The sequence below is a fragment of the Devosia sp. 1566 genome (assembly GCF_004005995.1).
In the GTDB taxonomy this organism is placed as follows: Bacteria; Pseudomonadota; Alphaproteobacteria; order Rhizobiales; family Devosiaceae; genus Devosia.
The window spans coordinates 3,963,809-3,990,342 of sequence record NZ_CP034767.1 but is presented as its reverse complement, the minus strand read 5'-3'; the positions used below and the strand labels follow the sequence as shown (position 1 = coordinate 3,990,342).

Sequence of the window (26,534 nt, the reverse complement as noted above, 5' to 3'; positions counted from 1 at the left end):
CTTAATGGCTTGCGGCCGCCGTGCAGATGCTCAGCAAAGCACGGCGCAGCACCGGCTCGGCCAAGGCCGGGCGACGGCGCGACTCGCCGGTGGCGAGCAGCAGCCGCTCCAGCGCCGTGCCTAGTGCAGTATCGGACCAAAGCCGCAGCTGCTGCTCCAGGCTCGAGCGGCGCGAGAAATGCGGCTTGGGCTTCAAGCTATCCAAGACATCGCGCGGACTGCGGCCCTTGTCGACTTCGGTGCGCCAGCGCCGCAGATTGGCGAAGTGAATGGTCGCCGTGGCGAGCAGTCGCTGGGGATCGACGGCGCCGCTCAAAGCTCGATTGAGCGTCAGTTCCAAACGCTCGGCATGACCGCCAGCAGTCGCATCGATGATAGCGTCGATCACCAGTGCACCGTTGTCGGCGCACAGGCGCAGCACATCTTCGCGCGTCAGCTGCTTGCTCGCCGCAGCATAAAGGCTGAGCTTGTCGAGCTCGCGCCGGGTGACTTCACGATCATTGCCCATGATTTCGAGCAGGGTGGAGACCACGTCACCATCCGCCCTAATGCCTTGGGCATTGAAGGTTTCGCGGATGAGGGCGGAAAGGGTCTCGTCCGTATCGGCATAGCAGGGCAGGGCGCGACCGAGCTTGGCTGCTTCCACAAGGCCCCGCAGGGCGTCCCGCGGGGCCAGATTGCCGGCTTCGAGAACGATGGCGGAGCCGCCGGGATCATCTCGCAGCTGTGTCAGCGCCATGACGAGGTTCTTGCCAGCCCCCCGGACCCGGATGATGCGCTTGCCGCCAAAGAGCGACGTGCTCCGCGCTTCGAGAACCAAGAGCGAGGGATCGGCATCGAGCTGGGCGCTGTCGAGCACGATCACATCGGCGGCTTCGGGATCATCGCCGCTGAGGCGGCGGATCAGGGTGTGCGCGGTTTCGCGAACGAGCCCGGTGTCGGGTCCGTAGACCAGGAAAATGCCCTCGCGAAGGTCCGGACGAGCTAGATAGCGCGCGACCTCATGAGCCTTGAGCGCGCTCATCTAGCGCGACAGGACGGCCAGGAGCCCGAGACGCAGCGACTCGGCGACCGACTGGGCCGCGCGTTCGGCGGCTTCGGTGCCGGCCATGCGATCGGCCAGAACCTGATCATTCTTGGTGAAGCTCGCTGTCGCCGTGCGGGTCAGGACGATCGGCTTGCCACCGGGCAGGGCTGCCACGGTAAGGGTGCCGGTGATGGTCACCTCGAGCGGCTTGAACGGGCTGCCGGTTTGCGACAGCGCCGCATCGGCGTAGCCGACGGCGAGGCTGACGCGGGCCTCCCGCGGCGTGGCAGTGGCTGAATTGCTGAAGCTTTCGGCCAGCTCCTGGTAGATGATTTGCTCGAGCCGGTTGCCCGGCTTGGCGAAGCTCAGGGCAAACTGCTCGACCCGCGCCGCATTGGCTTGCCCATAGACCGGCGAGAAGCTGCAGCCACCCAGGGTGGCCGCAGCAGCGACAAGGCCAAGAGCGAGCAATGCGCTCCGGAGTGGGCTAGACCACGACATTGACGATCCTGTCCGGCACCACGACGATCTTGCGCGGTGTCTTGCCCTCCAGCATGCGGGCAATCGCTTCGAGTGACAAGACCATGCGCTCGATCTCGGCGGCGGCGGTGCCCTTGGCTACGGTGATTTCACCACGCCGCTTGCCGTTGACCTGGATGGGCATGACCACGTCATTGTCCACGAGGAGCGCCGGATCGACCTGGGGCCAGGGTGCATCGGCCACGAGACCGTCGCGGCCGAGTGCCTGCCAGCAGGTTTCTGCCAGGTGCGGCATCATCGGGGCGATCAGCTGCACAAGGTAGCCAACCCCTTCCTCGAGCGCCGCGAGGCGCGCTGCGGGAGCGGCCGACACCAGACCCGAGGAGCGTACGAGAGCATTGGTCAGCTCATAGATCTGGGCGACAGCGCGGTTGAAGCGCAGGCCTTCGATGTCGTCTGCGACCTGCTGCACCGCGCGGTGGGCGGCACGGCGCACGGCGGTGGCTTCTTCGTCCGCGGCAACCGTGGACAGGTCATGCGACTGGGCGCACAGGGCCACCGTATCGCCCACCAGGCGCCAAATGCGCTGCTGGAAGCGGCTGGCGCCTTCAACGCCGGCTTCGGTCCACTGCACGTCGCGCTCGGGCGGGGAGTCCGAGAGCATGAACCAGCGCGCAGTATCAGCGCCATAGGTGGCAACGATCTCGTCGGGATCAACGACGTTCTTTTTGGATTTGCTCATCTTTTCGACCGAGCCGATGTTGATCGGTGCGCCGGTTTCGAGATGCGTGGCGGAGCGGGTTTCGCCGCTGGTTTCGAGCAGAACGTCTACCGGGGCAACCCATTCGCCCGCCGCGGCACGATAGGTTTCATGGGTGACCATGCCCTGGGTGAAGAGGCCCTTGAACGGCTCATCGAGCCCCACATGGCCGGTCGCCTTCATCGCGCGGGTAAAGTAGCGCGAATACAGCAGGTGCAGGATCGCGTGCTCGACGCCACCGATATACTGATCCACTGGCAACCAACGATTGGCAATGGCAGGGACGGTCGGGGTCTCGGCCTGAGGCGCGGTGAAGCGCGCATAATACCAGGAGCTGTCCACGAAGGTGTCCATGGTATCGGTTTCGCGTCGGGCGGGGCCGCCGCATTGCGGGCAGGGGACGTGCTTCCAGGTCGGGTGATGATCGAGGGCATTGCCGGGTTTGTCGAAGGTGACATCCTCGGGGAGCACTACCGGCAGGTCCTTTTTGGGGACGGGAAGGGTGCCGCAGACCTCGCAATGGATCACCGGGATCGGGCAGCCCCAATAGCGCTGACGCGAGACGCCCCAATCGCGGAGCCGATAATTGACTTCCACCTTGCCCTGCGGCTTGCCGTTGACGGTGCGCTCGGCAAAGAACTGCGCTGCGGCGGTCTTGGCTTCGGCAATAGAAAGGCCGGAGAGGAAATCCGAGTTGAAGATGTGACCAGTGTCAACATAGGCTTCATCGCCAATGGCAAAGCTGGCCGCATCCGCGTCGGGCGGCAGCACGACGGGGATCACCGGCAGGTCATATTTGCGCGCAAAATCAAGGTCGCGCTGGTCATGGGCAGGGCAGCCGAAAATGGCGCCGGTGCCATAGTCCATCAGCACGAAATTGGCGACATAGACCGGCAGGGTCTGGCCTTCGAGCACGGGGTGCTTGACCTGGAGGCCGGTGAAGACGCCCTTTTTTTCCGCTTTCTCGATGGTTTCGGTTGCCGTGCCGAGGCGGCGGGTCTCCTCAACGAACTCGGCCAGAGCCGGATTGCTGCGCGCCAGTTCCGCCGTCAGCGGGTGATCGGGGGAGAGGGCGACAAAGGAGGCGCCGAAAATGGTGTCGGGGCGGGTGGTGAAGACCTCGATGCTGCAAGCATTGACGGTGTTGTTGGGTACCATCTCAAACAGCAGGCGCAGGCCTTCGGAGCGGCCGATCCAGTTGCGCTGCATGGTGCGCACTTTTTCGGGCCACTCGGTCAGGCCATCAAGCGCTTCGAGCAGCTCTTCGGCGAAGTCGGAGATCTTGAAGAACCACTGTGTCAGCTCGCGCTGTTCCACAAGGGCGCCCGAGCGCCAGCCCTTGCCATCGATCACCTGCTCATTGGCGAGCACGGTCATGTCGACGGGGTCCCAGTTCACCTTGCTTTGCTTGCGGGTGACAAGGCCGGCCGCCATCATGTCGATGAACATGGCCTGCTGGTGCTTGTAGTATTCGGGCTCGCAGGTGGCGAATTCGCGTGTCCAGTCGATGGACAGGCCCATGGATTTGAGCTGGCCCTTCATGGTCGCGATGTTGGCGCGGGTCCAGGTGCCGGGATGGGTCTTGCGCTCGATCGCGGCGTTTTCCGCCGGCAGGCCGAAAGCGTCCCAGCCCATGGGGTGCAGCACATTCTTGCCGCGGGCGCGGTGATAGCGCGCGACGACATCGCCCATGGCATAGTTGCGCACATGGCCCATATGGATGCGCCCTGAAGGATAGGGGAACATTTCGAGCACGTAATAGGGCTCGCGCGGGTCATCATTGGAGGTCACAAAGCTTTGGCGCTGGTCCCAGACCTGCTGCCAGTGCGGTTCCATTTCGCGCGGATTATAGCGTTCGCCGCTCAATCTATCAGTCCTTGGGGGCAAATGCGCAGTCTGCCGAAAGGGCGAAGCTGCTTGCGTTTATTGGGGATTTTGGCTACCGGACCATCATCAGAAATCACCCCTCAGGTCAACAGCAACAGGGCAAAAGCGTGAGCGAGACTGTAGTGGACGCGCCGGCGCGGCTGGCCGAAATCCGCGATCGCATCGCGCGGGCGCAGGCTCGCTTCGAGCCAAGGTTGGCCGAGGTCAAGCTGGTGGCGGTGTCCAAGACATTCGATGCCGACGCGATCGCCCCCTTTCTCGAGGCAGGGCAGCGCGTGTTCGGCGAGAACCGGGTGCAGGAGGCAAAAGGCAAGTGGCCGACGCTGCGCGAGCGTTTTGCCGATGTGGAACTGCACCTGATCGGGCCGCTGCAGACCAACAAGGCGCGCGATGCCGTGGCCTTGTTCGATGTGATCCAGAGCGTCGACCGCGACAACCTAGCTGAGGTGCTGGCCGCTGAGATGGCGCGCACGGGGCGGAAATTGCCCTGCTATGTGCAGGTCAATATCGGGGAAGAACCGCAAAAGAGCGGCATTGCGCCGGCCGAAGCCGTAGCGTTTGTGGAGCGCTGCCGGAGCGTGCATGGGCTCGATGTGGTGGGGTTGATGTGCATCCCACCCGATGGGGTGCCGCCGGGGCCTTATTTTGCTCATCTGGCCACGCTGGGCCGGGCGGCCGGGGTGTCGCGCCTCTCCATGGGCATGAGCGGGGACTTCGAAACGGCCATTGCCATGGGCGCCACCGATGTGCGGGTGGGCTCGGCCTTGTTCGGGGGCCGACCGCCGCTTGCTTAGATGAGGCAAATGGTTAGCAAGAGATAAACTTGCGCCGCTTTGTGCCCGCACTGCAACTTCTGGGCGTCGTGTTCCGTTGCTTATCACCGTAACGGCGACGTGACCGGCCCCTTTGCCTTTCTGCAGGCAGCCGTTTGCACTCGCCCTGGTCTAAGTCCGGAGCGAATTCATGAACAAGCGCCGCATTCTTCTGGTCGATGACGATGCGGATCTGCGCCAGACCATGGTGGATCAACTCGAAGACGAACGGGAATTCGAGATCGTCCAGGCTGCCAGCGCCAATGATGCGCTCAAGGCCACCCGCGAAAACAATATTGACCTCATGATCCTCGATGTCGGCCTGCCCGACATGGATGGGCGCGAGGCGGTGAAGATCCTGCGCCAGGAGGGCTTCAAAAGCCCGATCCTGATGCTGACGGGGCAGACCAGCGATGCCGACCAGATCAAAGGGCTAGAATCGGGCGCCAATGACTATCTGACCAAGCCCTTCCGCTTTCCGGTGCTGATGGCGCGCATCCGCTCGGCGCTGCGCCAGCACGACCAGAGCGAGGACGCGGTGTTCACCATCGGCCCTTATAGTTTTCAGCCGGCCGCCAAGATGCTCGAGGCCAATGACGGGGGCAAGGTGCGCCTGACCGACAAGGAAACCTCGATCCTCAAATATCTCTACCGGCAGGGCCCAAAAACCATCACCCGGGATGTGCTGCTCAAGGAAGTATGGGGCTACAACAACCGCGTGACCACCCATACGCTGGAAACCCACATCTATCGCTTGCGCCAGAAAATCGAGCGCGACCCGTCTCATGCTCGGCTCCTGGTGACCGAAGAAGGGGGCTATCGCCTCGTCCCCTAGACCATTGGCGCTAAAGGGGGTTCAAAGCGGGAGCCGAATTGCCCTATAGCTTGGCGAACCGCTTCGGACCGACCGGGCGACCCGCTGATTTGTTGGATAGGGCGATATTATGGACGATACGGCCGCGATGTTGGCGCGGGCCGAGTTCCTGGAAATGTGCGACGACGAGCAGCGGCGCATGCTGGCCTTTGCCGGCGACCAGCAGCATTTCGGCGCCGAACAGGTGCTGTACCGGGCCGGCGAGATTCCGAGCGGCGCCTTTGTGCTGCTCGAGGGAGTCCTGCAGGTGGCGCCACAAGGCGACGGCTCGGCCCCCTATACAATCGATGAGCCCGGCAGCGTTGTTTCTGCCATGGCGCTGATCCTGGCCAAGCCTCGTCCCGTCACCATCACTGCTTTGACCGAAGCCCAGGTGTTTTTCGTGCCGCGGCACGCTTTCATGAAGCTGGTGCAGCAGTCCCCGGTGCTGGCGCAGCGCGTGGCCGAGCGCATCCAGGCCGACCTTGGCAGCTATCTCGAAGCGCTGCAGCCCATTCGCAACAAGTTCAAGCGCTAGGCGTCACAGGCCAAACTGGGCGATCACCGGCACGTGGTCAGAGGGCTTTTCCGTCCAGCCGCGCGCCGGCTTGATGATCTCGGCCCCCGAGCAATGGGCGGCCACGTCTGCGGTGGCCCAGATGTGGTCAAGTCGGCGACCGCGGTTGCTTTTCTCCCAGTCGAGCCCGCGATAGCTCCACCAGGAAAACAGCTTCTGGTCATAGGGCACGTGCTTGCGGATCAGGTCCACCCAGCCGTGTCCGCCGGCCAGCAGCGCGTCGAGCCGCTCGGTTTCGGCAGGGGTGTGGCTGATGACCTTGAGCATCTGCTTGTGGCTCCACACGTCGTTCTCGTGCGGGGCGACGTTGAAGTCACCGGCGATGAGCTGGCCCTGGGCGAACTGCGGTTCGGCAAACCAGAGCGCCATTTCGTCGAGGAAATCGAGCTTGTGCTTGAACTTGATGTTGATCTCGGCATCGGGCTCGTCCCCGCCGGCCGGAATATAGAAGTTGTGGAGGGTCACCGGTCCACTGCCCCAGTCGAGCCGGGCCGAGATGTGGCGGGAGTGATCGATGTCACAAAACTGCCGGGTGGCAATGTCGGTGAGCGGGAAGCGAGAAATGATGGCGACGCCATGATAGCCCTTTTGCCCATGCACCGCATGGTGGGGATAGCCAGCTTCGGTAAAGGCCACGCGGGGAAACTGATCCTCCGTGCACTTGATCTCCTGGAGCATCAGCACATCGGGGCTATATTGCTTGAGAAAGTCGAGCACCATGGGCAGGCGCAAGCGCACCGAGTTGATGTTCCAGCTGACAACGGCAATCGGCATGGGTGGATCCAGTTAATCGGGATGGCGCCCTTATGGCCAGCGGAGCGCCGGGCGTCCAGCCGCTAAAGGGGCGCAGGCCGGGCTTTCCTTGACTCGGAGGCGTGAAAACTCTATGCAGCACCCATTCATCAGGCCGTACCTGATCCGCCGACCGGGACCCCAAGTGGTATAAAACGATCCCGGAGGCCACCATCCGCCAGCGCGTTGCGCCCGCGGGTGGGTTTGGCGTTTGGGCTGATGGATCTTATCTCTCCTCGGATCACCCGAAGAGAATAAAGGACAAGTTCATGTTCGAGAGCCTTTCAGACCGGCTTGGCAAGATCTTCGAGGGACTGCGAGGGCGCGGTGCGCTCAACGCTGCCGATGTCGATGTGGCGCTGCGCGAGATTCGCCGCGCGCTGATCGAAGCCGACGTGTCGCTCGAAGTGGTGCGTGCCTTTGTGGAACAGGTGCGCGAGCGCGCGGTGGGCGCCGAAGTCACCCGTTCGGTCACGCCCGGCCAGCAAGTGGTCAAGATCGTCCACGACCAGCTCGTTGCCGTGCTGGGCGAGGACGCGGTCGCGATCGATCTCAATGCGCCTGCGCCCGTAACCCTCCTGATGGTGGGTCTGCAGGGCTCGGGCAAGACCACGACCACGGCCAAGATCGCCAAGCGCCTCAAGGACCGGCAGAAAAAGAAGGTGCTGCTGGCCTCGCTCGATACCCGCCGCCCCGCTGCCATGGAGCAGCTGCGCGTGCTGGGCGAGCAGGTGGGCGTTGCCACCTTGCCGATCGTCGCCAGCGAAACCCCGGTCGAGATCGCGCGGCGCGCCGCGCGCGAAGCCCGGCTGGGCGGCTTTGACGTGCTGGTGCTCGACACCGCCGGTCGCACCCATATCGATGAAGAGCTGATGGTCGAAACGACCCAGATCAAGTCGATCGCCAATCCGCACGAAATCCTGTTGGTCGTCGATGCCCTGACCGGTCAGGACGCGATCAATGTGGCGCGCTCGTTCGATGAGCGGCTCGATGTCACGGGTATCGTCCTTACCCGCGTCGATGGCGATGGCCGCGGGGGCGCTGCGCTTTCGATGCGTGCCGCCACCGGCAAGCCGATCAAGCTGATCGGCGTGGGCGAAAAGATGGATGCGCTCGAGGATTTCCATCCCTCGCGCATTGCCGACCGGATCCTGGGGATGGGAGACATCGTCTCCCTCGTCGAGCGCGCCGCAGAGCATGTGTCGGCCGAAGAGGCCGCCAAGATGGCCAAGAAGCTCAAAAAGGGCTCCTTTGACCTCGAGGACCTGCGCAACCAGCTGCTGCAGATGAAAAAAATGGGCGGCATGGGTGGCCTGATGGGCATGCTGCCGGGCATGGGCCAGATGAAAAAGGCCATGGCCGGCGCCAATGTCGACGAAAAGATCTTTGATCGCCAGGTCGCCATCATCAATTCGATGACCAAGAAGGAGCGGGCCGAGCCTGACCTGCTCAATGCCTCGCGCCGCAAGCGCATTGCCGCTGGCGCGGGCGTGGAAGTCAGCGAAATCAACAAGCTCATCAAGCAGCATCGGCAGATGGCCGACATGATGAAAAAGGTCTCCAAGGGCGGCATGGGCGCACTTGGCGGCATGTTCGGCGGCAAGATGGGAAATATGCTGGGCGGCATGCCGGACCTGAGCAAGATGGATCCCGCACAACTCGAAGCCATGGCCCGTCAGGCCGGCATCGATCCCAAGCAGTTGCAGGCCCTGCCCTCCGTGCAGCCGCAGCTGACCGAAAAGCTGCCGACCGATGTCGGTTCGCTGCTCAAATCCGCCCCGGGCCTACCCGGCCTCGGCGGCGCTCCCCGTTTCCCTGGCCTGCCTGGCCTGGGCAAGAAAAAGTAACCCTTCAACCAAACCTAGGATACCAAAATGGCTCTCAAGCTCCGTCTGGCTCGTGGTGGCACCAAGAAGCGCCCGTTCTACCATATCGTTGTTGCCGATGCCCGCTCGCCCCGCGATGGCCGCTTCATCGAAAAGCTGGGCACGTTCAACCCGCTCCTCGACAAGGATGCCGAGAACCGCGTCGTGCTGAACAGCGAGCGCGCCAAGCATTGGCTGGAAGTTGGCGCCCAGCCGACCGACCGCGTGCTGCGCTTCCTTGACAATGCGGGCCTGACCAAGCGTGACCCCCGCAACAACCCCAACAAGGGCAAGCCCGGCGAGAAGGCCACCCAGCGCGCTGAAGAAAAGGCCGCCAAGGCTGCTGCCGCCAATGCTCCGGCCGAGGACGCTGCCGCCGAGTAATTCGGCTTTTTGGCGACTGCCAGAAGAACCCCGGTGCGCAAGCGCCGGGGTTTTTGGTTTGTGGGGCTTGGCCGTGCGCCGGCGCGGCGCCTCCCCGCGAGGGGAGGGTGTCGACTGCGAAGCCTGGGAAGGAGCCGCAAAACCCCTTTCGCAGCCGACGCCGGCACAAACAAAAAACCCCGGCGCGAGGCCGGGGTGATCTTGGTGCAACGCTGAGAAGGGGGCTTTACGCCTTGAGCTTGGCGAGGATCGCCGAGCCCATTTCTTCGGTGCCCACCGTCTTGCGGTTGTCCTGGGCGATGTCGCGGGTGCGCAACCCGTCGCTGAGCACGGCCGAGATGGCGTCCTCGACCTTGCCGGCCAGTTCCACCATGCCAAAGCTGTAGCGCAGGGACATGGCAAAACTCGCGATCATGGCGATCGGGTTGGCGATGCCCTGGCCGGCGATATCGGGGGCCGAACCATGCACGGGCTCGTAGAAGGCCTTGCGCTTGCCCGTCACCGGATCGGGTGCACCCAGCGCGGCGGAGGGCAGCATGCCGAGCGAGCCGGTCAGCATGGCCGCCACGTCCGAGAGGATATCGCCGAACAGGTTGTCGGTGACCATGACGTCGAACTGCTTGGGATTGCGCACGAGTTGCATGGCGGCGTTGTCGGCGAGGATATGGCGCAGCTCGACGTCCGAGTAGTCCTTGTGCACCTGGTGCACGACTTCATCCCAGAACACGCCGGACTTCATGACGTTCTTCTTGTCGGCGGAGTGCACGAGACCGCGGCGGGTACGGGCGAGATCGAAGGCGACGCGGGCGATGCGGTCGATCTCATAGGTCTCGTAGACCTGGGTGTCGACGGCGCGTTTCTGGCCGTTGCCCAGATCGGTGATCTCCTTGGGCTCGCCGAAATAAACGCCGCCCGTTAGTTCGCGCACGATGAGGATATCAAGGCCTTCCACCAGCTCGCGCTTGAGCGAAGAGGCGTCGGCCAGGGCGGGGTAGCAGATGGCGGGGCGCAGATTGGCAAAAACGGCCATTTCCTTGCGCAGGCGCAGGAGAGCCGCCTCGGGGCGATGCTCATAAGGGACATTGTCCCACTTTGGCCCGCCCACGGCGCCAAACAGCACGGCATCAGCCGCGAGCGCCTTGGCCACGTCTGCATCCGTGATGGCGACGCCATGCTGATCATAGGCGGCGCCGCCGGCAAGACCGGTATCGATCGAGAAATCGGTCAGCTGCTCGCCATTGGTCCAATCAATGAGCTTTTCGACCTCCACCATGATCTCGGTGCCGATGCCATCGCCGGGCAAGAGGAAGAGGGAATGGGTGGCCATATTTTGTGCTTTCAAGAGTTGGAGGCGCCCAGGCGGGCGGTTACTTCGATTTCAATCTTCATGCCGGGCTCGATCATCTGCACGATCAGCATGGAAGCGGCGGGGCGGACCGTACGGAAAACCGGTCCGACCGCCGCCACGACGTCCTCGACATGTGAGCGGTCTGCTACGTAGTAAACGACGCGGACGGTGTCGGCGATCGTGCAGCCCAGTTCACCCAGGGCCGCATCGATAGTGGCAAGCGCATTGCGGGCCTGATCGCCCGCTCCGTCGGGCATGACCATGCTGGCATAGTCATAGCCGGTGGTGCCCGAAACATAGACGGTGTCCCCGTGCCGGACGGCGCGGGAATAGCTAAAGTCGGTTTCAAACGGCGAGCCGGTAGAAACGCGCTGCACCATGGCCGGGAGCCTTAGAGCCAGGGGCGGTCCACGGCCATCTTGCTTTCAAAGCCAGCGATGGACGGGTCGGATTTGAGCGTGCCGGCGATATCGTCGAGGCCTTCGAGCAGGATCTGCTTGCGGCTGGGATCAATATCGAAATGGATGGTGCCGCCATCGGGACCCTGAACGGTCTGTGCTTCCAGATCGATGGTCAGGGTGGCGTTGGAGCCGCGCTCGGCATCGTCCAGCAGCAGCTTGAGCTGCTCGGGGCTGACGACCAGCGGCAGGATGCCGTTCTTGAAGCAGTTGTTGTAGAAAATATCGGCAAAGCTCGTCGAGATCACGCAGCGGATGCCGAAATCCAAGAGCGCCCAAGGGGCATGCTCGCGCGAGGAGCCGCAGCCGAAATTGTCGCCGGCCACGATGATCTTGGCACCGCGATAGGCCGGCTTATTGAGCACGAAATCGGGGTTTTCGGTGCCGTCTTCGTTGTAGCGCATTTCCGAAAACAGCGCGGTGCCCAGACCCGTGCGCTTGATGGTTTTCAGATACTGCTTGGGGATGATCATATCGGTGTCGATATTGATGATCGGCAATGGCGCCGCAACACCGGTCAGGGTGGTGAATTTGTCCATCGGAAAACCTCGCTTTGGCTTGGTCTTTGCGCGAAAGCGGGGATGGGGTCAAGTCGAGTTGGGGGGAAACCGTTCGCTGGCGTACTCTTGGTTACGCCTGCGAAGTGGTTTTGGGGTGGAAGAGGGAATTTCCGGCGTTTGGAAGGGCTCAAAGGTGGCCTTATCAGCCAGCTGTCATTCCGGCCTTGAGCCGGGACCCGTCCTGAGGTGTTGGTGGGAGGTGCTCAAGGTGCCCTGGTGGAGCACCTTGCGGCAGGGGCCGGATTTCGTGATGGGGCCGGGTGACATCGAGGGTGGGGCGGCGGTGATCGTCCTGCCGTCGTCAGGTTTGGGGGCTTGCCTTAAGCCGCGAGGCTTTCGCGCGCGTCCACGCCGAGCATCAGGTTGAGGTTCTGCACGGCAGCGCCCGAGGCGCCCTTGCCCAGATTGTCGTAGATCGCCACGAGCAGCGCCTGGGCGCGATCATCATTGGCGAAGACGTGCAGGGTCATGCGGTTGGTGTCGTTGTGGTGCTGTGGATCGAGCGCCGGGGTCTTGGCCACGGCCTCGAAGGGCGCCACGTCCACAAAGCTGTCGGGAATGGCAGCGTAATGGTCGGCCAAAGCGGCATGCAGTTGCTTGCCGGTCGGGGCCTTGGGCAGAATGCCCAGCTGCAGCGGCACGGCCACCAGCATGCCCTGGGCGAAATCGCCAACGGCCGGCTGGAACAGCGGCTCGCGCTGGAGGGTGCCGTATTGGGTAAGCTCGGGCACATGCTTGTGCTGGAAGGTCAGGCCATAGGGCATGAAGTGGCTGGCGCTGGCACCGGCGGCTTCATATTCCTCGATCATCTGCCGACCGCCGCCCGAATAGCCCGACACGCCATTAACCGTCACCGGGTAATCGGCCGGCAGCAAGCCCGCAGCGATCAGCGGGCGCAGCCCGGCAATGGCGCCTTGAGGCCAGCAGCCGGGATTGGCCACGAAGCGCGCTTCGGCAATCGCCTTGGTTTGTGCGCGGTCCATCTCGGCAAAGCCATAGGCCCAGTTGGGGTTCACCCGGTGCGCGGTGGAGGCGTCGATCACGCGGGTGGTGGTGTTCTCGATCAGCGCGACGCTTTCCTTGGCGGCATCGTCCGGCAGGCAGAGAATGGCCACATCGGCCTCGTTGAGCAGCTGGGCGCGCATGCCTGCATCCTTGCGCCGCTCGGGCGGGATGGTGAGCAGTTCGAGATCGCGCCGCTCCTGCAAACGCTCGCGGATCTGCAATCCGGTGGTTCCAGCTTCCCCATCGATGAAGATCTTGGCGGCCATGTGCTGTTTCGCGCTCCTCGTGTTGCTCGTCTAGATGGGCCGCGTCCGACGCGGCGTCAAGCCGCCGGCCTTGCCCGGAGGGGCGGCCGATGGCAGGGTTTTGTCTCCGAAACCAGCCAGGGACGCAACCGATGACGCCGCATAATCATGCAAAGCCGGGCGATTACGCCGATGCCGTGCTGCTGCCGGGCGATCCGCTGCGGGCTAGATGGATTGCCGAAACGTTCCTCGCCGATGCGCAGCAGGTCAACAGCGTGCGCAATTGTCTGGGCTATACCGGCACCTATCACGGCCGGCGGGTTTCGGTGCAGGCGAGCGGAATGGGGCAGCCTTCGCTCGCGATCTATGTGCATGAGCTCATCAATGTCTATGGCTGCAAGACGCTGATCCGGGTGGGCACCTGTGGCGGGCTCAACACCAAGGTCAAGGTACGCGACGTAATCCTGGCGCAAGGGGCCTGCACCGACAGCTCCATCGTCAAGGGGCGGTTCGGCCCCTATAGTTTTGCCCCGATCGCCGATTTTGGGCTGCTGCGCCGTGCCGCCGAGCGGGCCGAAGAGCGCAAGCTGCGCTTTCACGCCGGCAATATGCTGTCGGCCGATATCTTCTACCATGCCGATGGGATGGCCGGTTACGACGCCTTGCCCGAACATGGCGTTCTGGGCGTCGAGATGGAAGCGGCGGCGCTTTACACGCTCGCTGCCCGGTTCGGTGCGCGCGCGCTCGCCATCTGCACCATGACCGATTGCATCATCACCAAGGAGGAGCTCAGCGCCGAAGAGCGGCAAAGCTCCTTGCGCGAGATGGTGGAGCTGGCGCTTGAAGTGGCCATTGCAGGCTGACCCTCGAGCGGTCAGCAAGCAAAAGGCCCGGCACAAAGCCGGGCCCAAGCGATTAGCGGCGAACCCGGTCGCGATCGATGATGCGGCCGCGGCAGGCGTCTACAGTCACGATATAGGAGCGGCGACCTTCGTCACCCCGGACGCGAACATAGCGGTCGCCCGAAGCATAGATGCGGACGTGACGATAGCCGGCGCGCTCCACCAGGCGCCGCACCTCACGATCGCTCATGCAATCGCGCTGCGGGCGGTGGCGTTCGCCAACCGAAAAGCCATAACCATTGCCGTTCTGGAAGCTGAACGACAGGCTGGGGCTATTGGACTGGGCTTGGGCCGGCATGGCCGAAACTGCGGTGACACCCAGTGCCAGTGCCACGGCCCCAGCACGCAGGAGGGGAGAAAAAGCGGGGAGTTTCATGGGAGAACCTCAGGGTTTGAAAATGATCATGCCCTCAAAAGCATGCTCGCTTCTAGCCGCTGGGCTCTGAACCAAACCATATCACCTGGTTCATTTTCGGTTCAGCGTAGGGCGCCTGCCCAACCAAATGGACAGGCGCCTCACTGACGCTGTTTGCACGTACCCGGTACATACCGTGCGCCTTCCTTGTAGGGCGCGCATAGTGAAGACGAGGTTACCGCCGCCCGCCGTCGCCGCCAATTTGGCGTATTACGACACGGATTTGAGGCAACTTCGAAGGGCCTAGCGACGTTGAGCGGCGTCAATCAAGGGTTCCCGCTCCATGTCGATTACAAGCTCGTCTTCCCGCCAGGTCCTGCCCGGTGATTTCACCACGCTGGGCGCTCACTGGGACGGGGACGGGACCAATTTTGCCCTGTTCAGCGCTCATGCCGATCGGGTGGAGTTGTGCCTGTTCGATCCGGCAAGTGGGGCGGAAGAGCGCATCACCCTTCCCGAATATACCAACGAAATCTGGCACGGCTATCTGCCCGGTATAGGACCCGGCACCCTTTATGGCTATCGCGTCCATGGTCCCTATGATCCCATGAACGGCCATCGGTTCAATCCCAACAAGCTGCTGGTGGATCCATATGCCCGTGAATTGGTGGGTGACGTGCAGTGGTCGCCCGCCCATTTCGGCTACATCACCGATAGCGAAGACAAGGATCTGTCCTTTGACGAGCGCGACAACGCCGCAGGCATGCCCAAGGCGCGGGTGATCGATCCGCGTGGTTATGACTGGAGCAGCGATCGCAAGCCCAATATCGCGTGGGACCAGACCATCTTTTACGAAACCCATGTGAAGGGCTTCACCCAGCTCAATTCGGCGATCCCCGAAAACCTGCGCGGCACTTTCGAAGGAATGGGCCACAAGGCGGTGGTGGACTATATCAAGAGCATGGGGCTGACTTCGGTTGAACTGCTGCCGACGCACTTCTTCCCCGATGACGATTTCCTGCTCAATCGCGGCCTCAAGAATTTTTGGGGCTATAATACGCTGGGCTTTTTTGCGCCGGCCAACCGCTATTTCGGCCCGCGCGGGCTCGATGGGTTCCGCGACATGGTGCGCGCCTTCCATGATGGCGGCATCGAGGTGATCCTCGACGTCGTGTACAACCACACCGCCGAAGGCAACGAAATGGGGCCGACCCTCTCGTTCAAAGGCATCGACAACTTCGCCTATTACCGCACCATGCCGGGCGAGCCGCGCTACTACATCAACGACACCGGCACCGGCAACACGGTCAACACCAGCCATCCGCGCGTGCTGCAGATGGTGACCGACAGCCTGCGCTACTGGGTCGAGCAGATGCATATCGACGGCTTCCGCTTCGATCTGGGCACCATTCTGGGGCGCGAGCCCTATGGCTTTGACGAGCGAAGCGGCTTTTTCGAAGCGGTCGGGCAGGACCCGGTGCTGAGCAAGGTCAAGCTTGTGGGTGAGCCCTGGGATATCGGCCCGGGGGGTTATCAGGTCGGTGGCTTTCCGCCCGGCTGGTCGGAATGGAACGACAAATATCGCGATACCGTGCGCGATTACTGGCGCGACGAGGACAACACTGTCCGCGACTTTGCGGCCCGCTTTACCGGATCCGGCGATGTTTATGATCTACGCGGCCGCCGCCCGTGGTCCAGCGTCAATTTCATTACCGCCCATGACGGCTTTACCCTCAATGACCTCGTTTCCTACAACGAGAAGCACAATGAGGCGAATGGCGAAGACAACAATGATGGGCACAATGATAACCGCTCCTATAACTACGGCGCGGAAGGCCCAACCGACGATGCCGGCATCAATGAAGTGCGCGAACGGCAAAAGCGCAACATGCTTGCGACGCTCCTGCTTTCACATGGCACGCCGCTGATCCTGGCGGGCGACGAGTTCAGCCGCTCGCAGCTGGGCAACAACAACGGTTATTGCCAGGACAGCGAGATCTCCTGGGTTAACTGGGACGAACGGCCTGCCTCCACCGCTGAATTGACCGAGTTTGTGCGCCAGGTGATTGCGCTCCGGCAATCACAGCCGCTGCTGCGGCGCGCCAATTGGCGCGACGGCATGACCGTTACCTGGTTCAATCCCGGGGGCGGGGAACAACAGGACGAGCATTGGGAAGACGCTGGCGCCACCACGATCGGCCTGCATCTGGCGCGCGACGACCTCAAGGGCCAGCCCGACACCTGGTGGGAGGTGCTGGTGCTGTTCAATCCCCATGACGGCGACGTGGATTTCGTCGTGCCCGAGCGGGAAGGTGGCCATGAATGGCTGGTCGAGATCAACACTGCTGCCGTCACTGGCGAGGACGTCCGCAAGCTTACAGCGGGCGAGCCCGTAAGGATGACCTCGCGCTCGCTGCTGCTGCTGCGCTAACCTTGCCGGGGTGCCTGAGGGCACCCCTTGCGTCATTCTGCGCCGAGGGCGCGCAGTAACGGAACCGGGAGGAGCCGTGGCCGTTGCCTTCGCGCAGCAATCTCGCGGCTTTCAGGTATTCACCCATGAGCGATCCGCACGACACTCCTCCCCTGGTCGGAGCGGTCAACTACAAGGGCGCCCCGCCAACCAACACCTTGGTCACCGCCGCCTTTATCGGCATGACCATTGTGGTGCTTTATCTGGGGGCGGGCATTTTCGTGCCGCTGGTCCTGGCAGTGCTGCTGGCCTTCGCGCTGGCGCCGGTGGTGCATCGGCTGCGGCGGCTGCATCTGCCCCATATCGTGGCGGTGCTGCTGGCCGTGCTGCTGGCAGGCGCGGTGTTGTCGACCATCGGCTATATCGTCGCCACCCAGCTGATCAAGCTCGCGGGCGACCTGCCGCGCTACCAGACCACAGTAATCGAAAAATTTACCGCGCTGCAGCAAACCCTCGGCGGGGAGGGCGGCACGGGTTTCCTCAGCAGTTTCGGCGATGCGATCGGCCAGCTGCAGGGGCAGCTTGAAGCAGCGGATGGCGCTGAAACCACGCGGCCCATGCCGGTCGTGATCACCAATGATGCCGCTGGCCCACTCGCCATGGTGCAATCGGTGCTCAGTTCCGTGCTGGGGCCGCTGACCACCGCCGCTATCGTAGCAGTGTTCCTGATTTTCCTTCTGCTCGAGCGCGAAGACCTCCGCGACCGCTTCCTCAAACTCGTCAGCCGGGGCGATCTGCGCACCAGCACCAAGGTAATGAACGAAGCGGCCGCCCGCGTTGGGCGCTATTTGCTGGTGCAGTTCTGCGTCAATCTTTCCTATGGGGTGGTGTACGGGACGGGCCTCAGCCTGATCGGCGTGCCCAATGCGGTGCTTTGGGGCTTGCTCGCGGCCATTTTCCGCTACATCCCCTTTGTCGGTACGCTGATCGCCTCATCCATTCCCTTTACCCTCGCCTTTGCGGTGGATCCGGGCTGGTCGATGCTGCTCTATTCCGTGGCGCTGTTCGCGACGCTCGAGCTCGTCACCACCAATGCCATCGAGCCGAGGCTTTATGGCTCGAGCACCGGGCTGTCACCGCTCGCGGTGTTGGTGGCGGCTATGTTCTGGGCCACACTATGGGGACCGATCGGCCTGATCCTGTCGACGCCTATAACCGTGTGCCTTGTCGTGCTTGGCCGCTATGTGCCCCAATTGCAGTTTTTCGAGACGCTCCTCGGCAGCGAGCCGGTGCTGGAACCGACGGAGCGGTTCTACCAGCGGCTGGTGGCGGGCAACACCGTGGAGGCCATCGAGCTGGCCGAAGAATATGTCGGCGAGCATGATCTGCAGCGCTTTTACCAGGAGATCGCCATGCCCGCGCTGCGCCTGGCGGAAGCAGACCTCGACACCAACGCCAATGATGTCGCCCATCGCCGCCGGGTGGTGGAAAGCCTTTCGGGCGTGGTGGACGACCTCGACGATGATCTGGGCCGCCATGCGGTGGAGGCGGAAAAGCCTCAGGTGCTTTGCATCGGCGGGCGCACCGAGCTCGACGGCTCGGCCGCACTGTTGCTCGGGAGGCTGCTGGAAACCGAATATGCCATCAGCGTCATGCCGCCCCTAGCCGTCCGCCAGGAAAGCATCGGCCAACTCGATCTCGAAGGCGTGCGGGTGGTGTGCCTGTGTTATCTCGGCGAGAGCATGCGCAGCTATCTGCGCTATGTGGCGCGCCGTCTACACCGTCGCCAGCCCGGCCTTGTCGTAATCGCCTGCGTGTTCAATGACGACATGGCGACGGCCGAAGCGGGTGAGCTGAACGTGGACATGGTGGCGCGCAATATCGAGGAAGCAGCCACTGCCGTGCGCGTCGAGATGGCTGAGCCCGAAGGGGGGACACCGGCTCTCGAAGCAACCGACCCGCTTGGCGCGGCCGCCGACATGGCCTGGATCCGGCAACTCGCTCGTCCTGAGGGCCCCGTGGCCGAACGCCTGCGGGAAATTGCGGTGACCATGGAAGTGCCTGTTGCGGTTGTGGACTTGCGCCAGGACGAGGCCGGCGGCAGCAATGGTTCATCCACGCCCGCGACGCCGCATGGCGCCAGCACGGTGGCCGCTCTCGCCATGAGCACGGGCGAGGTCGTGGTGGTGACCGATGTGCGTTCGGACGCGCGTTTCTCCGCCGATCCCGCCCTGCTCGAGAACGGCATCGGGTTTTGTGTTTCGGTGCCGCTGGTCGGCGGCGATGGGGAAATCGTCGGCGCATTGTCGCTCTTGGACCAGGAAGCGCGCAGCAGTTTTGGCGCCGAGGACGCCGAAAAGCTCAGCCTGTTGGCCTTGCACCTGATGCAGGATGCTGCCAACGGCCACCTTGCCGTGGCGAACGGTTCAGGAAAGGGACCGGGCGAGGGCAGCAGGAGCCATTGATTGCCGATTGACTTGAAATTTAGGCGCTGCCAGTCTGCTGCCTATTGAGGGGGCACGGCGGCATGGTAGTTGGCGCGGCAGATGGTGTGGTTGGCAGGTTGAACTGCCTATTCGTCGCGGCTTGCGGAGTGGCCGCGTGAACCAGCCTCTCCTCGAGCTCGATGGTATCACCAAGAGCTTTGGCGCCGTGGAAGCGCTGCGAGGAGTGTCCTTTTCCATTGCCAAGGGCGAGGTCATCGCCCTTCTGGGCGACAACGGCGCCGGCAAGTCGACTCTCGTTAAGATTATCTCGGGCGGGCTGGAGGCCAGTTCGGGCAGCATGCGGTTCGAGGGCCGCGACTTCCGCCCCCGTTCCCCCTCCGAAGCCAAAACCGCCGGGATCGAGACGGTCTACCAGGACCTGTCGCTCTGCACCAATATCGATGTGGTCGGCAATTTTTTCATGGGGCGGGAGCTGACGCGCAAGGTGCTGGGCGTTCGCGTGCTCGATGAAGCCACCATGGAGCGGCAAACCGCCAAGGCGCTGGCCGATGCGGGCACGCGCATTCCCTCCCTGCGCACCAAGGTCGAGCATCTGTCGGGCGGGCAGCGCCAGGCGATTGAGCTCAATCGGTTCGTGCATTGGGGCGGCAAGCTGGTCTTGCTGGACGAGCCCTTTGCGGCGCTCGGCGTCGAGCAAACCCGGCGGGGCCTGCAGATGATCCGCCAGGTCGCCGCGCAGGGCATCGGCGTCGTCATCATCACCCATATCATGCAGCAGGCTTTTCAGGTTGCCGACCGCATCGTGGTGATCCGCCAGGGCGTGGTGGCCGGCGATGTGGCGCGCAGTCAAACCAATGCGGACGCAGTGATCGGCATGATCACGGGCGAAACCTTGACCGGATCCGGACCGGCCCTGGGCGCGGGGCAGTAGCGATCCGGTTCGAGGAGCGATGTTTTGAACAAACTGCTGAAATCGACCCTGCTCATGGCGGCGAGTGGCGCGGCCTTGTTGAGCCCGGCCTATGCCCAGGACAAGGGCACGGTCTACTACATGGTCCCGACCCTCTTGGATGAATTCCAGACCGGCTCGGTCAGTGCGCTCGAAATGTTCCTCGAGCAGGTCGGCTACGACATGACGACGCTCAATGCCGACAACAAGACCGACTTGCAGCAATCGCAGATGAACGACGTTATCACCCTAGCCCCCACGGCCATTATCCTGGCAGCCGTGGACTTCAATGCCCTGGCGCCTTCCGTTGATGCGGCGCGGGCGGCAGGCATTCCCGTCATCCAGTTTGATCGGCAGATTTCCTCTACTGTTTCGGACTTCACCTCGGTCGCCGGCACGATCGAGATTGGCTATGTCGCCGCCCAAGAGGTCGAGCGGCTGCTGACCGAAAAGAACGGCGGGGTTAAAGGCAAGGTGCTGCAGGTGCTGGGCGACCCCGGTGACCCCTACACCCTCGATATTCAGAAGGGTTTTGAAGAGAAGATGGCAGCCTTTCCCGAGGTCACCATCATCAGCCAACCCGCCATGATGTGGGAAGCGAGCAATGCCGGCACCATTGTGTCGGACCAGCTGCTGGCCAATCCCGACATCGACATCGTCTTCAGCCACGCAGCGCATCTATCCGTCGCGGCCGTGGCGGCGCTGGAGTCGGCCGGCAAGCAGCCTGGCGATGTCCTGGTGATGAGCTCCAATGGTGCCCCGGTTGCGCTGCAGCTGATCCGCGATGGCTGGATGCAGGTGGAAGTCGAGCAGCCGCTTTATGCGCAGGCTGCGGCGGTGGCGATGTTCATGGACAAGATCGTTGCCAAGGAGCCCATCGAGCCCGGCGAATATGATGTGCTCGGGCTGACTTCAGCGGTGACGGTCGAAGACTGGGGCCCCACGATCAAGATTCCGGGTGCCGCGGTCACCGCCGAAAATGTGGATGACCCCGCTTTCTGGGGCAACGGGCAGCCGCCAGCACAGCCGATCACGCCGGTTGAATAACCATTGAACCCTCTGCTCCCTCCCCCATCGGGAGGGAGCCTTTGTCCATAGCCCTCCCGGAAGCTCATCCATGCCGCCTCGCCAACGCCAAGCGCTCGAGTTCGTGCTCGATAACCTTGTGTGGTTCATGCTGCTCGCGGTGCTGGCAATCTTTTCGGCTGTTATCCCGAACTATTTCCAGCCCGGCATCTTCGCCAACATCATCGAGCAATCCAGCGTTCTGGGCGTCATGTCCATTGGCCTGGCGCTGGTGATCATCGCCGGCCACATGGACTTATCGGTGGAATCGGTCGCCGCGCTCAGCGCCATGGTCACGGGGATACTCTTTGCTTCGTCTGGCATCGGCCTTGGCATAACTTTGACACCGGGCTGGCTGGTTGTGCCAGTCTCGCTTGGCGCCGGCCTGCTGGTGGGCGCCGCTATCGGCGTGCTCAACGGCTTTCTCGTGGTCAAGGTCAAGATGAATGCTTTCATCGTCACCCTGGCGAGTTTTATCTGGGTGCGGGGGCTGGTTGTGGCCTTGTCGGGCGGCCGCTCGGCGCAGAACCTGGCACCCGAATTGCGTTGGCTCGGTATTCAGCGCGTCCTTGGCATTCCCCTCACCGCTTACATCGCCATTTTCTGCTTTGTGGCCTTTTCCTTCATCCTGGCTAAAACCCGGTTCGGCCGTCACCTGCTGATGATCGGGGGCAATGAAGGCGCCGCGTTTCGCGCGGGCATCAAGGTCAACAAGGTGCTGATGGCAGCCTTTGTCCTTTCAGGGGCTATTGCCGCCCTGGCCGGTTGGCTCCTCGCCATTCGCACCTCGGGGGCTACCGCCAATCTGGGCGCCGGCATGTTGTTCAATGCCTTTGCCGCGGTGGTGATCGGGGGCGTCAGCCTCAAGGGCGGCGTAGGCTCGCTGCCCGGCGTTTATGCCGGCGTGCTGCTGCTCTCGTCGATCAACACTGCAATCAACCTCATGGGCCTGCCGGCTCATTACACCCAGGTCATCCATGGCCTTCTGGTCTTGGCGGCGGTGCTGCTCGATACCCTCAAACAAACCATCAGAAAGCAATTGGCATGAGCGACAGGCTGGCGGGCAAGACGGCCCTGATCATCGGGGCTGCCCGTGGCATTGGCAAAGGCATTGCGCTGCGCTTTGCCGAGGAAGGCGCCAACCTCGTTCTGGCCGATTGGGAAGCCGAGGCCGGTCGCGCCTCGGCCGAGGAGTTGGGTGCGCAGTTCATCGCCACCGACATTTCGCGGCTGGCCGATGCGGAAGCGGCCGTGGCTATGGCACTATCCGCCTATGGGCGGCTCGATATCATCGTGCAAAATGCCGGCGTTTATCCCTGGCAGCTGATCGAGGACACTTCGGAAGCCGATTGGGATCGCGTCATGGCGGTCAATCTGCGCGGCTCGTTCAATGCCGCCAAAGCGGCATTAGCGCCGATGCGGGCGCAAGGCTCGGGGCGGATCCTTTTTACCTCCTCGATTACCGGGCCGCATGTCACCAGCCCGGGCCACGGCCACTACGCCGCGACCAAGGCCGGCATCAACGGCTTTATCCGCTCGGCGGCGCTGGAGTTTTCCGCCTATGGCATCACCGTCAATGGCGTCGAGCCCGGCAATATCCTGACCGAAGCGATGCAGGAGCATCGCGGCCCGGCTTTCATCGCCGATATGGAAAGCGCCATTCCCCTGGGGCGGCTGGGCAGTGCCCGCGATGTTGCTAACGCGTTTTTGTTTCTGGCTTCCGACGAGGCCAGTTATATCACTGGCACCACCATTGTCGTAGATGGTGGTCAGTTGCTGCCCGAGGGCAACGACTTCCGCATGCGCCCCAGCGGCGTCTAGACAGCGGATCGCCAACATTATTGAGTTGAGTCGGAATTCTCCATGAAAGCAGATTGCGTTGTCCTCGGGGCCGGGATCGTCGGGGTCAGTGTCGCCATTCACCTTCTCAAGCGCGGCCGTTCCGTGGTGCTGCTGGACCGGGGGGAGGCTGGAAAGGAAACCTCCTATGGCAATGCCGGACTGATCCAGCGCGAAGGGGTGGCGCCGCATCTGTTTCCCCAGTCGCTGGTGACAGTGCTCAATTATGGCCGCAACCAGAGCGTCGACATGCGCTTTCGCTGGCGCGACCTGCCCAAGTTGTCGCCGTTCCTTGCGCGCTATTGGTGGGCGTCGCGCTCGGGCTCCTATCAGAAGATCGTCGAGGACTATTCCAAGTTCATCGCCCATTCCGTGTCCGAGCATGCGCCGTTGATCGAGGAAGCGGGCGCCGGGGACCTGATCGGCAAGGCGGGCTGGATGGAGGTGTTCCGCACCGAAAAGGGTTTCCGCGCCGCCCTCGAGGAAGCCGAGGGGCATGGCCGCTATGGGCTGGAGCACCAGGCCCTCGACCAGCAAACGCTGCGCAGCCAGGAACCCCATGTCACTGCCCCGCTCGTTGGCGCGGTGCATTGGACGCAGCCCTGGACGGTACGCGATCCGTTGGCGCTGACGCAGGCTTATCTGCGCCTGTTCATCCAGTTGGGCGGAAGGTTCGTGCATGGGGATGCGCTGAGCCTGCGTGAAGCGGCGCCAGGCTGGAGTGTCGACACGGTCGAGGGCCCGCTCCAGGCGCGCGATGCGGTGGTGGCGCTGGGCCCATGGTCGGGCGGGCTGCTGAGCAAACTGGGGCGGCACCTGCCGCTCGGGGTCAAGCGCGGCTACCACATGCATTACCGCCCGCGGGGCAATGCCACCATCTCCATGCCGATGTTTGATGAAGCGGGCTTCCTGATGGTGCCGATGCGCCAGGGCATCCGGCTCACCACCGGGGCGGAATTTGCCGCGCTCGATGCGCCGCCCAACCCTGTGCAGGTGGATGCCGCCGAGCCTTATGCGCGCGAGGGCTACCCCATTGCCGAGCGGCTCGATGCCAAGCCTTGGATGGGGGCGCGGCCCTGCACGCCCGACATGAAGCCCATAATCGGGCCTGAAGGGCGCAAGGGGCTATGGCTGGCCACCGGCCATGCCCATCATGGGCTGACGCTCGGGCCCGCCACGGGGCGGCTCCTGGGCGAAATGATGACGGGGGAGACCCCCTTTGTGGATCCAACGCCCTACAGTGTTGCGCGTTTCCGCTAAGGGCGCAAAGCCAGGCCTCAGGCCTGGCTTTTGCTGCGGTCGGGCACCAGCTGCACGCGGTGAAACAGGCTCGTCAGCGTTTCCACCGTGGCCTTGCGCTCAGGGGCATCGCCCGCCAACTCGTGCAGATCATTGGCGAGGCGGGTGAGCTTTTCAAACAGATCGTCAGCTTCCCCGCGCATGATGCCCGAGGACACAAATGACCAGGTCTTGAGCATCTGCTTGAAATCAGCCGCCTTGCGCCGGAAGGCGTCGGGCTCCTCGGACGCCGAAGGGGCGCGACTGGGGATGAACTCGAAACTGTCCTCAATCCGGCTTTGCAGCACCGGGGTGGGCCGCGCTGGGGCCAACTCGGCAGCCTGCTCGCCCAGATGCAGATAGCCGGGGGTGAATTCGCCGATTTCAGCCAGCTCGTCCCAGCGATGGATCGTCAGCACGCCATTGGCAAATTCAATCAAATTGTCGGCGCGCAGCACCATCAGCGTGCGGTTGACATGCACCACCGACATCCCGGTCACTTCGGCAAGGTGGCGCTGCGAAAGGGGCAGGGGGCAGCTATTGCCCTGGGCAATGCCGGCGGCCTTGGCGCGGATCAGCAATTCGCAAAACAGATGCGCGAGCTGCCCGGCGGCATTCTTGATGCTGTTGCGAAGAAGCCAGATGCGCAGCATCGAGGCCTGCACCAAAGTTTCGCGCCACATCAGGCCCTGCAGGGAGGGAAACTGCGTGATCAGATCGAGCATCTTGCGCTGCGGAATGAGCCCGACAATGGAGGGTACCAGGGCTGAAAGCCCCTGGTCCGCGATCGGCATCTGCAGCGTTTCCAGCCCCGGGGCATCACCGCGCAGGTAAAGCCCGCAGATCTGGCGATTGCCGCGGGCATCGTCGTTGAAGCGCTGCAACACGCCATCGAGCACCACGACGATGCTGGAAGCGTGCGATCCCAGCTGGGTGATTTCTTCATTGGCCGACAGCCGCACCGTGGAGCCCGTAAGGGCCAGCAGCCCAGTGCGCTCAGCGGGGCTTAGGGGGCCAAACAAACCCAGATGGCCGGCCAAAGCATCGCCGATGGCGGGCAGGCCCGAGGCTGAATGGTTACGCATGAGCATGTTGCTGCAATCCTTGCTTGATGGCTCGAGCCAGGTCTTCGGTCGAGAACGGCTTGGCCAGCACTGGGGCGTTGCCACATTGGGTCGGCACGTCGGCGGCGGTGTAGCCGGTGGTGAAGACAACAGGGATGTTGCGATCGTGACAGGCGGCCGCGATGCCGAGGCTCGTGGTCAGGCCCAGATTGATGTCCAGCACCGCCAGGGCAGGCTTGTGGCTGTTGAGGTAAACAAAGGCATCCGCTTCGGAGTGGAGGCATCTCCCGACCGGCCAGCCGATTTCATCGGCCATTTCCTCGATCATCATGGCAATCAGGGGTTCGTCCTCAACGATCATCAGTTCCGCACCATCCGACATCGCCAACCTCCTGTTCATTGAACTATGTTAGTCAAACTCGAGAATTACGAAGCCATGTCTGCGCTTGTTGCCGTGCCGCTGATAGCGCCAGGAAGCGCTACAGGGCACTGCAGTTTAATTGTCTCGCCTGAGCCGGTCCGCTCAGGTTCGTGCAGCAATTCTGGCGTATAAAGCGGCCTGGATCGGGCAGTGACGTCCGCTCATGGCGAACGCAGCAGGGCAGCATCGCCTGTGGCGGCTGCGTCTCTAGGCGTCATCAACTCAGTCTTAGCACATCAGCCCCGATAGGACCAACTTGTATTAGCAAGCGTACCAAGTTGGACCCATTCCCCTTGGGTCCGGTCAGCCGGTTCATTTAATCGTGATGCAAATGGCTGGCGCCGGTCACGTCATCGATAGCACAGCATTGCTGGGGGCGTGCCGAGCCAGCCATCCCTGCACCAGATGCTTTCGCTATCTGTGCACACGCTGTCGATCCAGACCGGATATACGGCCCTGTCCAACGCCGTGCACCCGGTCCACGAGCGGTTGGCGCGCTGGCTGTTGATGTGTCACGACCGGGCCGAGGCTGATGAGATGGCGCTCACGCACGACTTTCTCGCGCTGATGCTGGCCGTGCGCTGCCCCAGTGTCACCACGGCGCTCCACTCCCTTGAAGGGAGTCGTTTCATTCGTGCGGAGCGCGGCTTCATCGCCATTCGTGATCGCGAAGCGCTGGAGGCCTTTGCCGCCGACGCCTATGGCGCCCCCGAGGCGGAGTATCGGCGCGTGCTGGGGCCGTTGCACTAGG

General features: G+C 63.0%; 24 protein-coding genes and 1 pseudogene. 14 read left to right on the top strand and 11 right to left on the bottom strand.

All coding sequences use genetic code 11. From position 1 onward, the window contains the following. Position 1: 1 nt before the first annotated feature. The 3 genes from holA to leuS are packed head-to-tail and all read right to left on the bottom strand — an operon-like array spanning position 2 to position 4,133. On the bottom strand, positions 2-1,024 hold the full coding sequence (holA, locus tag ELX51_RS18940; RefSeq protein WP_127754950.1) for a DNA polymerase III subunit delta: 1,023 nt from the start codon (positions 1,022-1,024) through the stop codon (positions 2-4). Next, the gene (locus tag ELX51_RS18935; protein WP_127754949.1) at positions 1,025-1,528 is read right to left on the bottom strand and encodes a hypothetical protein; all 504 of its coding nucleotides are present in this window, start codon (positions 1,526-1,528) and stop codon (positions 1,025-1,027) included. It abuts the gene before it with no gap. Then, the gene (gene leuS / locus ELX51_RS18930) at positions 1,515-4,133 is read right to left on the bottom strand and encodes a leucine--tRNA ligase (RefSeq protein WP_127754948.1); all 2,619 of its coding nucleotides are present in this window, start codon (positions 4,131-4,133) and stop codon (positions 1,515-1,517) included. The genes ELX51_RS18935 and leuS overlap by 14 nt, the downstream gene beginning before the upstream one ends. Before the next feature lie 170 nt (positions 4,134-4,303). Between leuS and ELX51_RS18925 the strand changes: the two genes are divergently transcribed. From ELX51_RS18925 to ELX51_RS18915, 3 genes are all read left to right on the top strand, one after another. Further along, positions 4,304-4,948, top strand: coding sequence for a YggS family pyridoxal phosphate-dependent enzyme (locus ELX51_RS18925; RefSeq protein ID WP_248305372.1), 645 nt, complete (start codon positions 4,304-4,306; stop codon positions 4,946-4,948). 169 nt (positions 4,949-5,117) lie between these two features. Further along, positions 5,118-5,801 carry a response regulator transcription factor gene (locus tag ELX51_RS18920; protein ID WP_127754947.1) on the top strand — a complete coding sequence of 228 codons (684 nt, stop codon included), beginning with the start codon at positions 5,118-5,120 and terminating at the stop codon, positions 5,799-5,801. A 109-nt stretch (positions 5,802-5,910) separates the two neighbouring features. Further along, complete coding sequence (locus ELX51_RS18915) at positions 5,911-6,357, top strand: cyclic nucleotide-binding domain-containing protein (protein WP_127754946.1); 447 nt, start codon at positions 5,911-5,913, stop codon at positions 6,355-6,357. Positions 6,358-6,360: 3 nt separating this feature from the next. On the opposite strand, the gene ELX51_RS18910 is transcribed toward ELX51_RS18915, so the two are convergent. Next, entirely contained in the window at positions 6,361-7,170 is an 810-nt protein-coding gene (locus ELX51_RS18910; RefSeq protein ID WP_127754945.1) for an exodeoxyribonuclease III, read from the bottom strand. 287 nt (positions 7,171-7,457) lie between these two features. On the opposite strand from ELX51_RS18910, the gene ffh reads away from it, so the two are divergent. Beyond that, the gene (ffh, locus tag ELX51_RS18905) at positions 7,458-9,035 is read left to right on the top strand and encodes a signal recognition particle protein (RefSeq protein WP_127754944.1); all 1,578 of its coding nucleotides are present in this window, start codon (positions 7,458-7,460) and stop codon (positions 9,033-9,035) included. 27 nt (positions 9,036-9,062) lie between these two features. Further along, on the top strand, positions 9,063-9,437 hold the full coding sequence (gene rpsP, locus ELX51_RS18900) for a 30S ribosomal protein S16 (RefSeq protein ID WP_127754943.1): 375 nt from the start codon (positions 9,063-9,065) through the stop codon (positions 9,435-9,437). A 226-nt stretch (positions 9,438-9,663) separates the two neighbouring features. Here the strand turns inward: rpsP and leuB are convergent, their stop codons facing one another. The 4 genes from leuB to argC form a co-directional block, all read right to left on the bottom strand. Further along, positions 9,664-10,764, bottom strand: coding sequence for a 3-isopropylmalate dehydrogenase (gene leuB / locus ELX51_RS18895; protein WP_127754942.1), 1,101 nt, complete (start codon positions 10,762-10,764; stop codon positions 9,664-9,666). Positions 10,765-10,775: 11 nt separating this feature from the next. Beyond that, the gene (locus ELX51_RS18890) at positions 10,776-11,165 is read right to left on the bottom strand and encodes a RidA family protein (RefSeq protein WP_127754941.1); all 390 of its coding nucleotides are present in this window, start codon (positions 11,163-11,165) and stop codon (positions 10,776-10,778) included. Between the two features lie 11 nt (positions 11,166-11,176). Further along, entirely contained in the window at positions 11,177-11,782 is a 606-nt protein-coding gene (leuD, locus tag ELX51_RS18885) for a 3-isopropylmalate dehydratase small subunit (RefSeq protein WP_127754940.1), read from the bottom strand. Positions 11,783-12,123: 341 nt separating this feature from the next. Next, positions 12,124-13,074 (bottom strand): N-acetyl-gamma-glutamyl-phosphate reductase, encoded by a 951-nt coding sequence (gene argC, locus ELX51_RS18880; protein ID WP_127754939.1) that lies wholly within the window; start codon positions 13,072-13,074, stop codon positions 12,124-12,126. Positions 13,075-13,205: 131 nt separating this feature from the next. On the opposite strand from argC, the gene deoD reads away from it, so the two are divergent. Beyond that, positions 13,206-13,916, top strand: a complete 711-nt coding sequence (gene deoD, locus ELX51_RS18875; RefSeq protein WP_127754938.1) for a purine-nucleoside phosphorylase — start codon at positions 13,206-13,208, stop codon at positions 13,914-13,916. Between the two features lie 52 nt (positions 13,917-13,968). On the opposite strand, the gene ELX51_RS18870 is transcribed toward deoD, so the two are convergent. Then, a complete protein-coding gene (locus ELX51_RS18870) occupies positions 13,969-14,331 on the bottom strand; it encodes a hypothetical protein (RefSeq protein ID WP_127754937.1) in 363 nt (120 codons plus the stop codon). Positions 14,332-14,653: 322 nt separating this feature from the next. On the opposite strand from ELX51_RS18870, the gene glgX reads away from it, so the two are divergent. From glgX to ELX51_RS18835, 7 genes are all read left to right on the top strand, one after another. Beyond that, positions 14,654-16,741, top strand: a complete 2,088-nt coding sequence (gene glgX, locus ELX51_RS18865; protein ID WP_127754936.1) for a glycogen debranching protein GlgX — start codon at positions 14,654-14,656, stop codon at positions 16,739-16,741. Positions 16,742-16,866: 125 nt separating this feature from the next. Further along, a complete protein-coding gene (locus ELX51_RS18860; RefSeq protein WP_127754935.1) occupies positions 16,867-19,185 on the top strand; it encodes an AI-2E family transporter in 2,319 nt (772 codons plus the stop codon). A gap of 136 nt (positions 19,186-19,321) precedes the next feature. Further along, positions 19,322-20,098, top strand: coding sequence for an ATP-binding cassette domain-containing protein (locus tag ELX51_RS18855; RefSeq protein ID WP_127754934.1), 777 nt, complete (start codon positions 19,322-19,324; stop codon positions 20,096-20,098). Positions 20,099-20,152: 54 nt separating this feature from the next. After that, positions 20,153-21,163 carry a sugar ABC transporter substrate-binding protein gene (locus tag ELX51_RS18850; RefSeq protein ID WP_127755386.1) on the top strand — a complete coding sequence of 337 codons (1,011 nt, stop codon included), beginning with the start codon at positions 20,153-20,155 and terminating at the stop codon, positions 21,161-21,163. 70 nt (positions 21,164-21,233) lie between these two features. Next, positions 21,234-22,229, top strand: coding sequence for an ABC transporter permease (locus ELX51_RS18845; RefSeq protein ID WP_127754933.1), 996 nt, complete (start codon positions 21,234-21,236; stop codon positions 22,227-22,229). Next, positions 22,226-23,002, top strand: coding sequence for an SDR family oxidoreductase (locus ELX51_RS18840; protein WP_127754932.1), 777 nt, complete (start codon positions 22,226-22,228; stop codon positions 23,000-23,002). The genes ELX51_RS18845 and ELX51_RS18840 overlap by 4 nt, the downstream gene beginning before the upstream one ends. Before the next feature lie 42 nt (positions 23,003-23,044). Continuing rightward, positions 23,045-24,280 (top strand): FAD-dependent oxidoreductase, encoded by a 1,236-nt coding sequence (locus ELX51_RS18835; protein ID WP_127754931.1) that lies wholly within the window; start codon positions 23,045-23,047, stop codon positions 24,278-24,280. Between the two features lie 17 nt (positions 24,281-24,297). Here ELX51_RS18835 and ELX51_RS18830 read toward each other — a convergent pair whose 3' ends face one another. Continuing rightward, positions 24,298-25,389, bottom strand: a complete 1,092-nt coding sequence (locus tag ELX51_RS18830) for a Crp/Fnr family transcriptional regulator (protein ID WP_127754930.1) — start codon at positions 25,387-25,389, stop codon at positions 24,298-24,300. Beyond that, on the bottom strand, positions 25,376-25,744 hold the full coding sequence (locus tag ELX51_RS18825) for a response regulator (protein ID WP_164854922.1): 369 nt from the start codon (positions 25,742-25,744) through the stop codon (positions 25,376-25,378). The genes ELX51_RS18830 and ELX51_RS18825 overlap by 14 nt, the downstream gene beginning before the upstream one ends. 471 nt (positions 25,745-26,215) lie before the next feature. On the opposite strand from ELX51_RS18825, the pseudogene ELX51_RS18820 reads away from it, so the two are divergent. Beyond that, a pseudogene (locus tag ELX51_RS18820) lies at positions 26,216-26,533 on the top strand (helix-turn-helix domain-containing protein); the annotation flags it as partial. Position 26,534: the final 1 nt, after the last annotated feature.

Excerpts from the sequence above, each read along its gene's own strand:
- ELX51_RS18825 (WP_164854922.1), bottom strand. The coding sequence starts at position 25,744 with ATGTCGGATGGTGCGGAACTGATGATCGTTGAGGACGAACCCCTGATT.
- ELX51_RS18870 (WP_127754937.1), bottom strand. The coding sequence starts at position 14,331 with ATGAAACTCCCCGCTTTTTCTCCCCTCCTGCGTGCTGGGGCCGTGGCA.
- leuB (WP_127754942.1), bottom strand. The coding sequence starts at position 10,764 with ATGGCCACCCATTCCCTCTTCCTCTTGCCCGGCGATGGCATCGGCACC.
- ELX51_RS18835 (WP_127754931.1), top strand. The coding sequence starts at position 23,045 with ATGAAAGCAGATTGCGTTGTCCTCGGGGCCGGGATCGTCGGGGTCAGT.
- ELX51_RS18920 (WP_127754947.1), top strand. The coding sequence starts at position 5,118 with ATGAACAAGCGCCGCATTCTTCTGGTCGATGACGATGCGGATCTGCGC.
- ELX51_RS18850 (WP_127755386.1), top strand. The coding sequence starts at position 20,153 with ATGGCGGCGAGTGGCGCGGCCTTGTTGAGCCCGGCCTATGCCCAGGAC.
- argC (WP_127754939.1), bottom strand. The coding sequence starts at position 13,074 with ATGGCCGCCAAGATCTTCATCGATGGGGAAGCTGGAACCACCGGATTG.
- ELX51_RS18910 (WP_127754945.1), bottom strand. The coding sequence starts at position 7,170 with ATGCCGATTGCCGTTGTCAGCTGGAACATCAACTCGGTGCGCTTGCGC.
- holA (WP_127754950.1), bottom strand. The coding sequence starts at position 1,024 with ATGAGCGCGCTCAAGGCTCATGAGGTCGCGCGCTATCTAGCTCGTCCG.
- ffh (WP_127754944.1), top strand. The coding sequence starts at position 7,458 with ATGTTCGAGAGCCTTTCAGACCGGCTTGGCAAGATCTTCGAGGGACTG.
- deoD (WP_127754938.1), top strand. The coding sequence starts at position 13,206 with ATGACGCCGCATAATCATGCAAAGCCGGGCGATTACGCCGATGCCGTG.
- leuD (WP_127754940.1), bottom strand. The coding sequence starts at position 11,782 with ATGGACAAATTCACCACCCTGACCGGTGTTGCGGCGCCATTGCCGATC.
- glgX (WP_127754936.1), top strand. The coding sequence starts at position 14,654 with ATGTCGATTACAAGCTCGTCTTCCCGCCAGGTCCTGCCCGGTGATTTC.
- ELX51_RS18845 (WP_127754933.1), top strand. The coding sequence starts at position 21,234 with ATGCCGCCTCGCCAACGCCAAGCGCTCGAGTTCGTGCTCGATAACCTT.
- ELX51_RS18840 (WP_127754932.1), top strand. The coding sequence starts at position 22,226 with ATGAGCGACAGGCTGGCGGGCAAGACGGCCCTGATCATCGGGGCTGCC.
- ELX51_RS18915 (WP_127754946.1), top strand. The coding sequence starts at position 5,911 with ATGGACGATACGGCCGCGATGTTGGCGCGGGCCGAGTTCCTGGAAATG.
- rpsP (WP_127754943.1), top strand. The coding sequence starts at position 9,063 with ATGGCTCTCAAGCTCCGTCTGGCTCGTGGTGGCACCAAGAAGCGCCCG.
- ELX51_RS18890 (WP_127754941.1), bottom strand. The coding sequence starts at position 11,165 with ATGGTGCAGCGCGTTTCTACCGGCTCGCCGTTTGAAACCGACTTTAGC.
- ELX51_RS18830 (WP_127754930.1), bottom strand. The coding sequence starts at position 25,389 with ATGCTCATGCGTAACCATTCAGCCTCGGGCCTGCCCGCCATCGGCGAT.
- ELX51_RS18935 (WP_127754949.1), bottom strand. The coding sequence starts at position 1,528 with ATGTCGTGGTCTAGCCCACTCCGGAGCGCATTGCTCGCTCTTGGCCTT.
- ELX51_RS18860 (WP_127754935.1), top strand. The coding sequence starts at position 16,867 with ATGAGCGATCCGCACGACACTCCTCCCCTGGTCGGAGCGGTCAACTAC.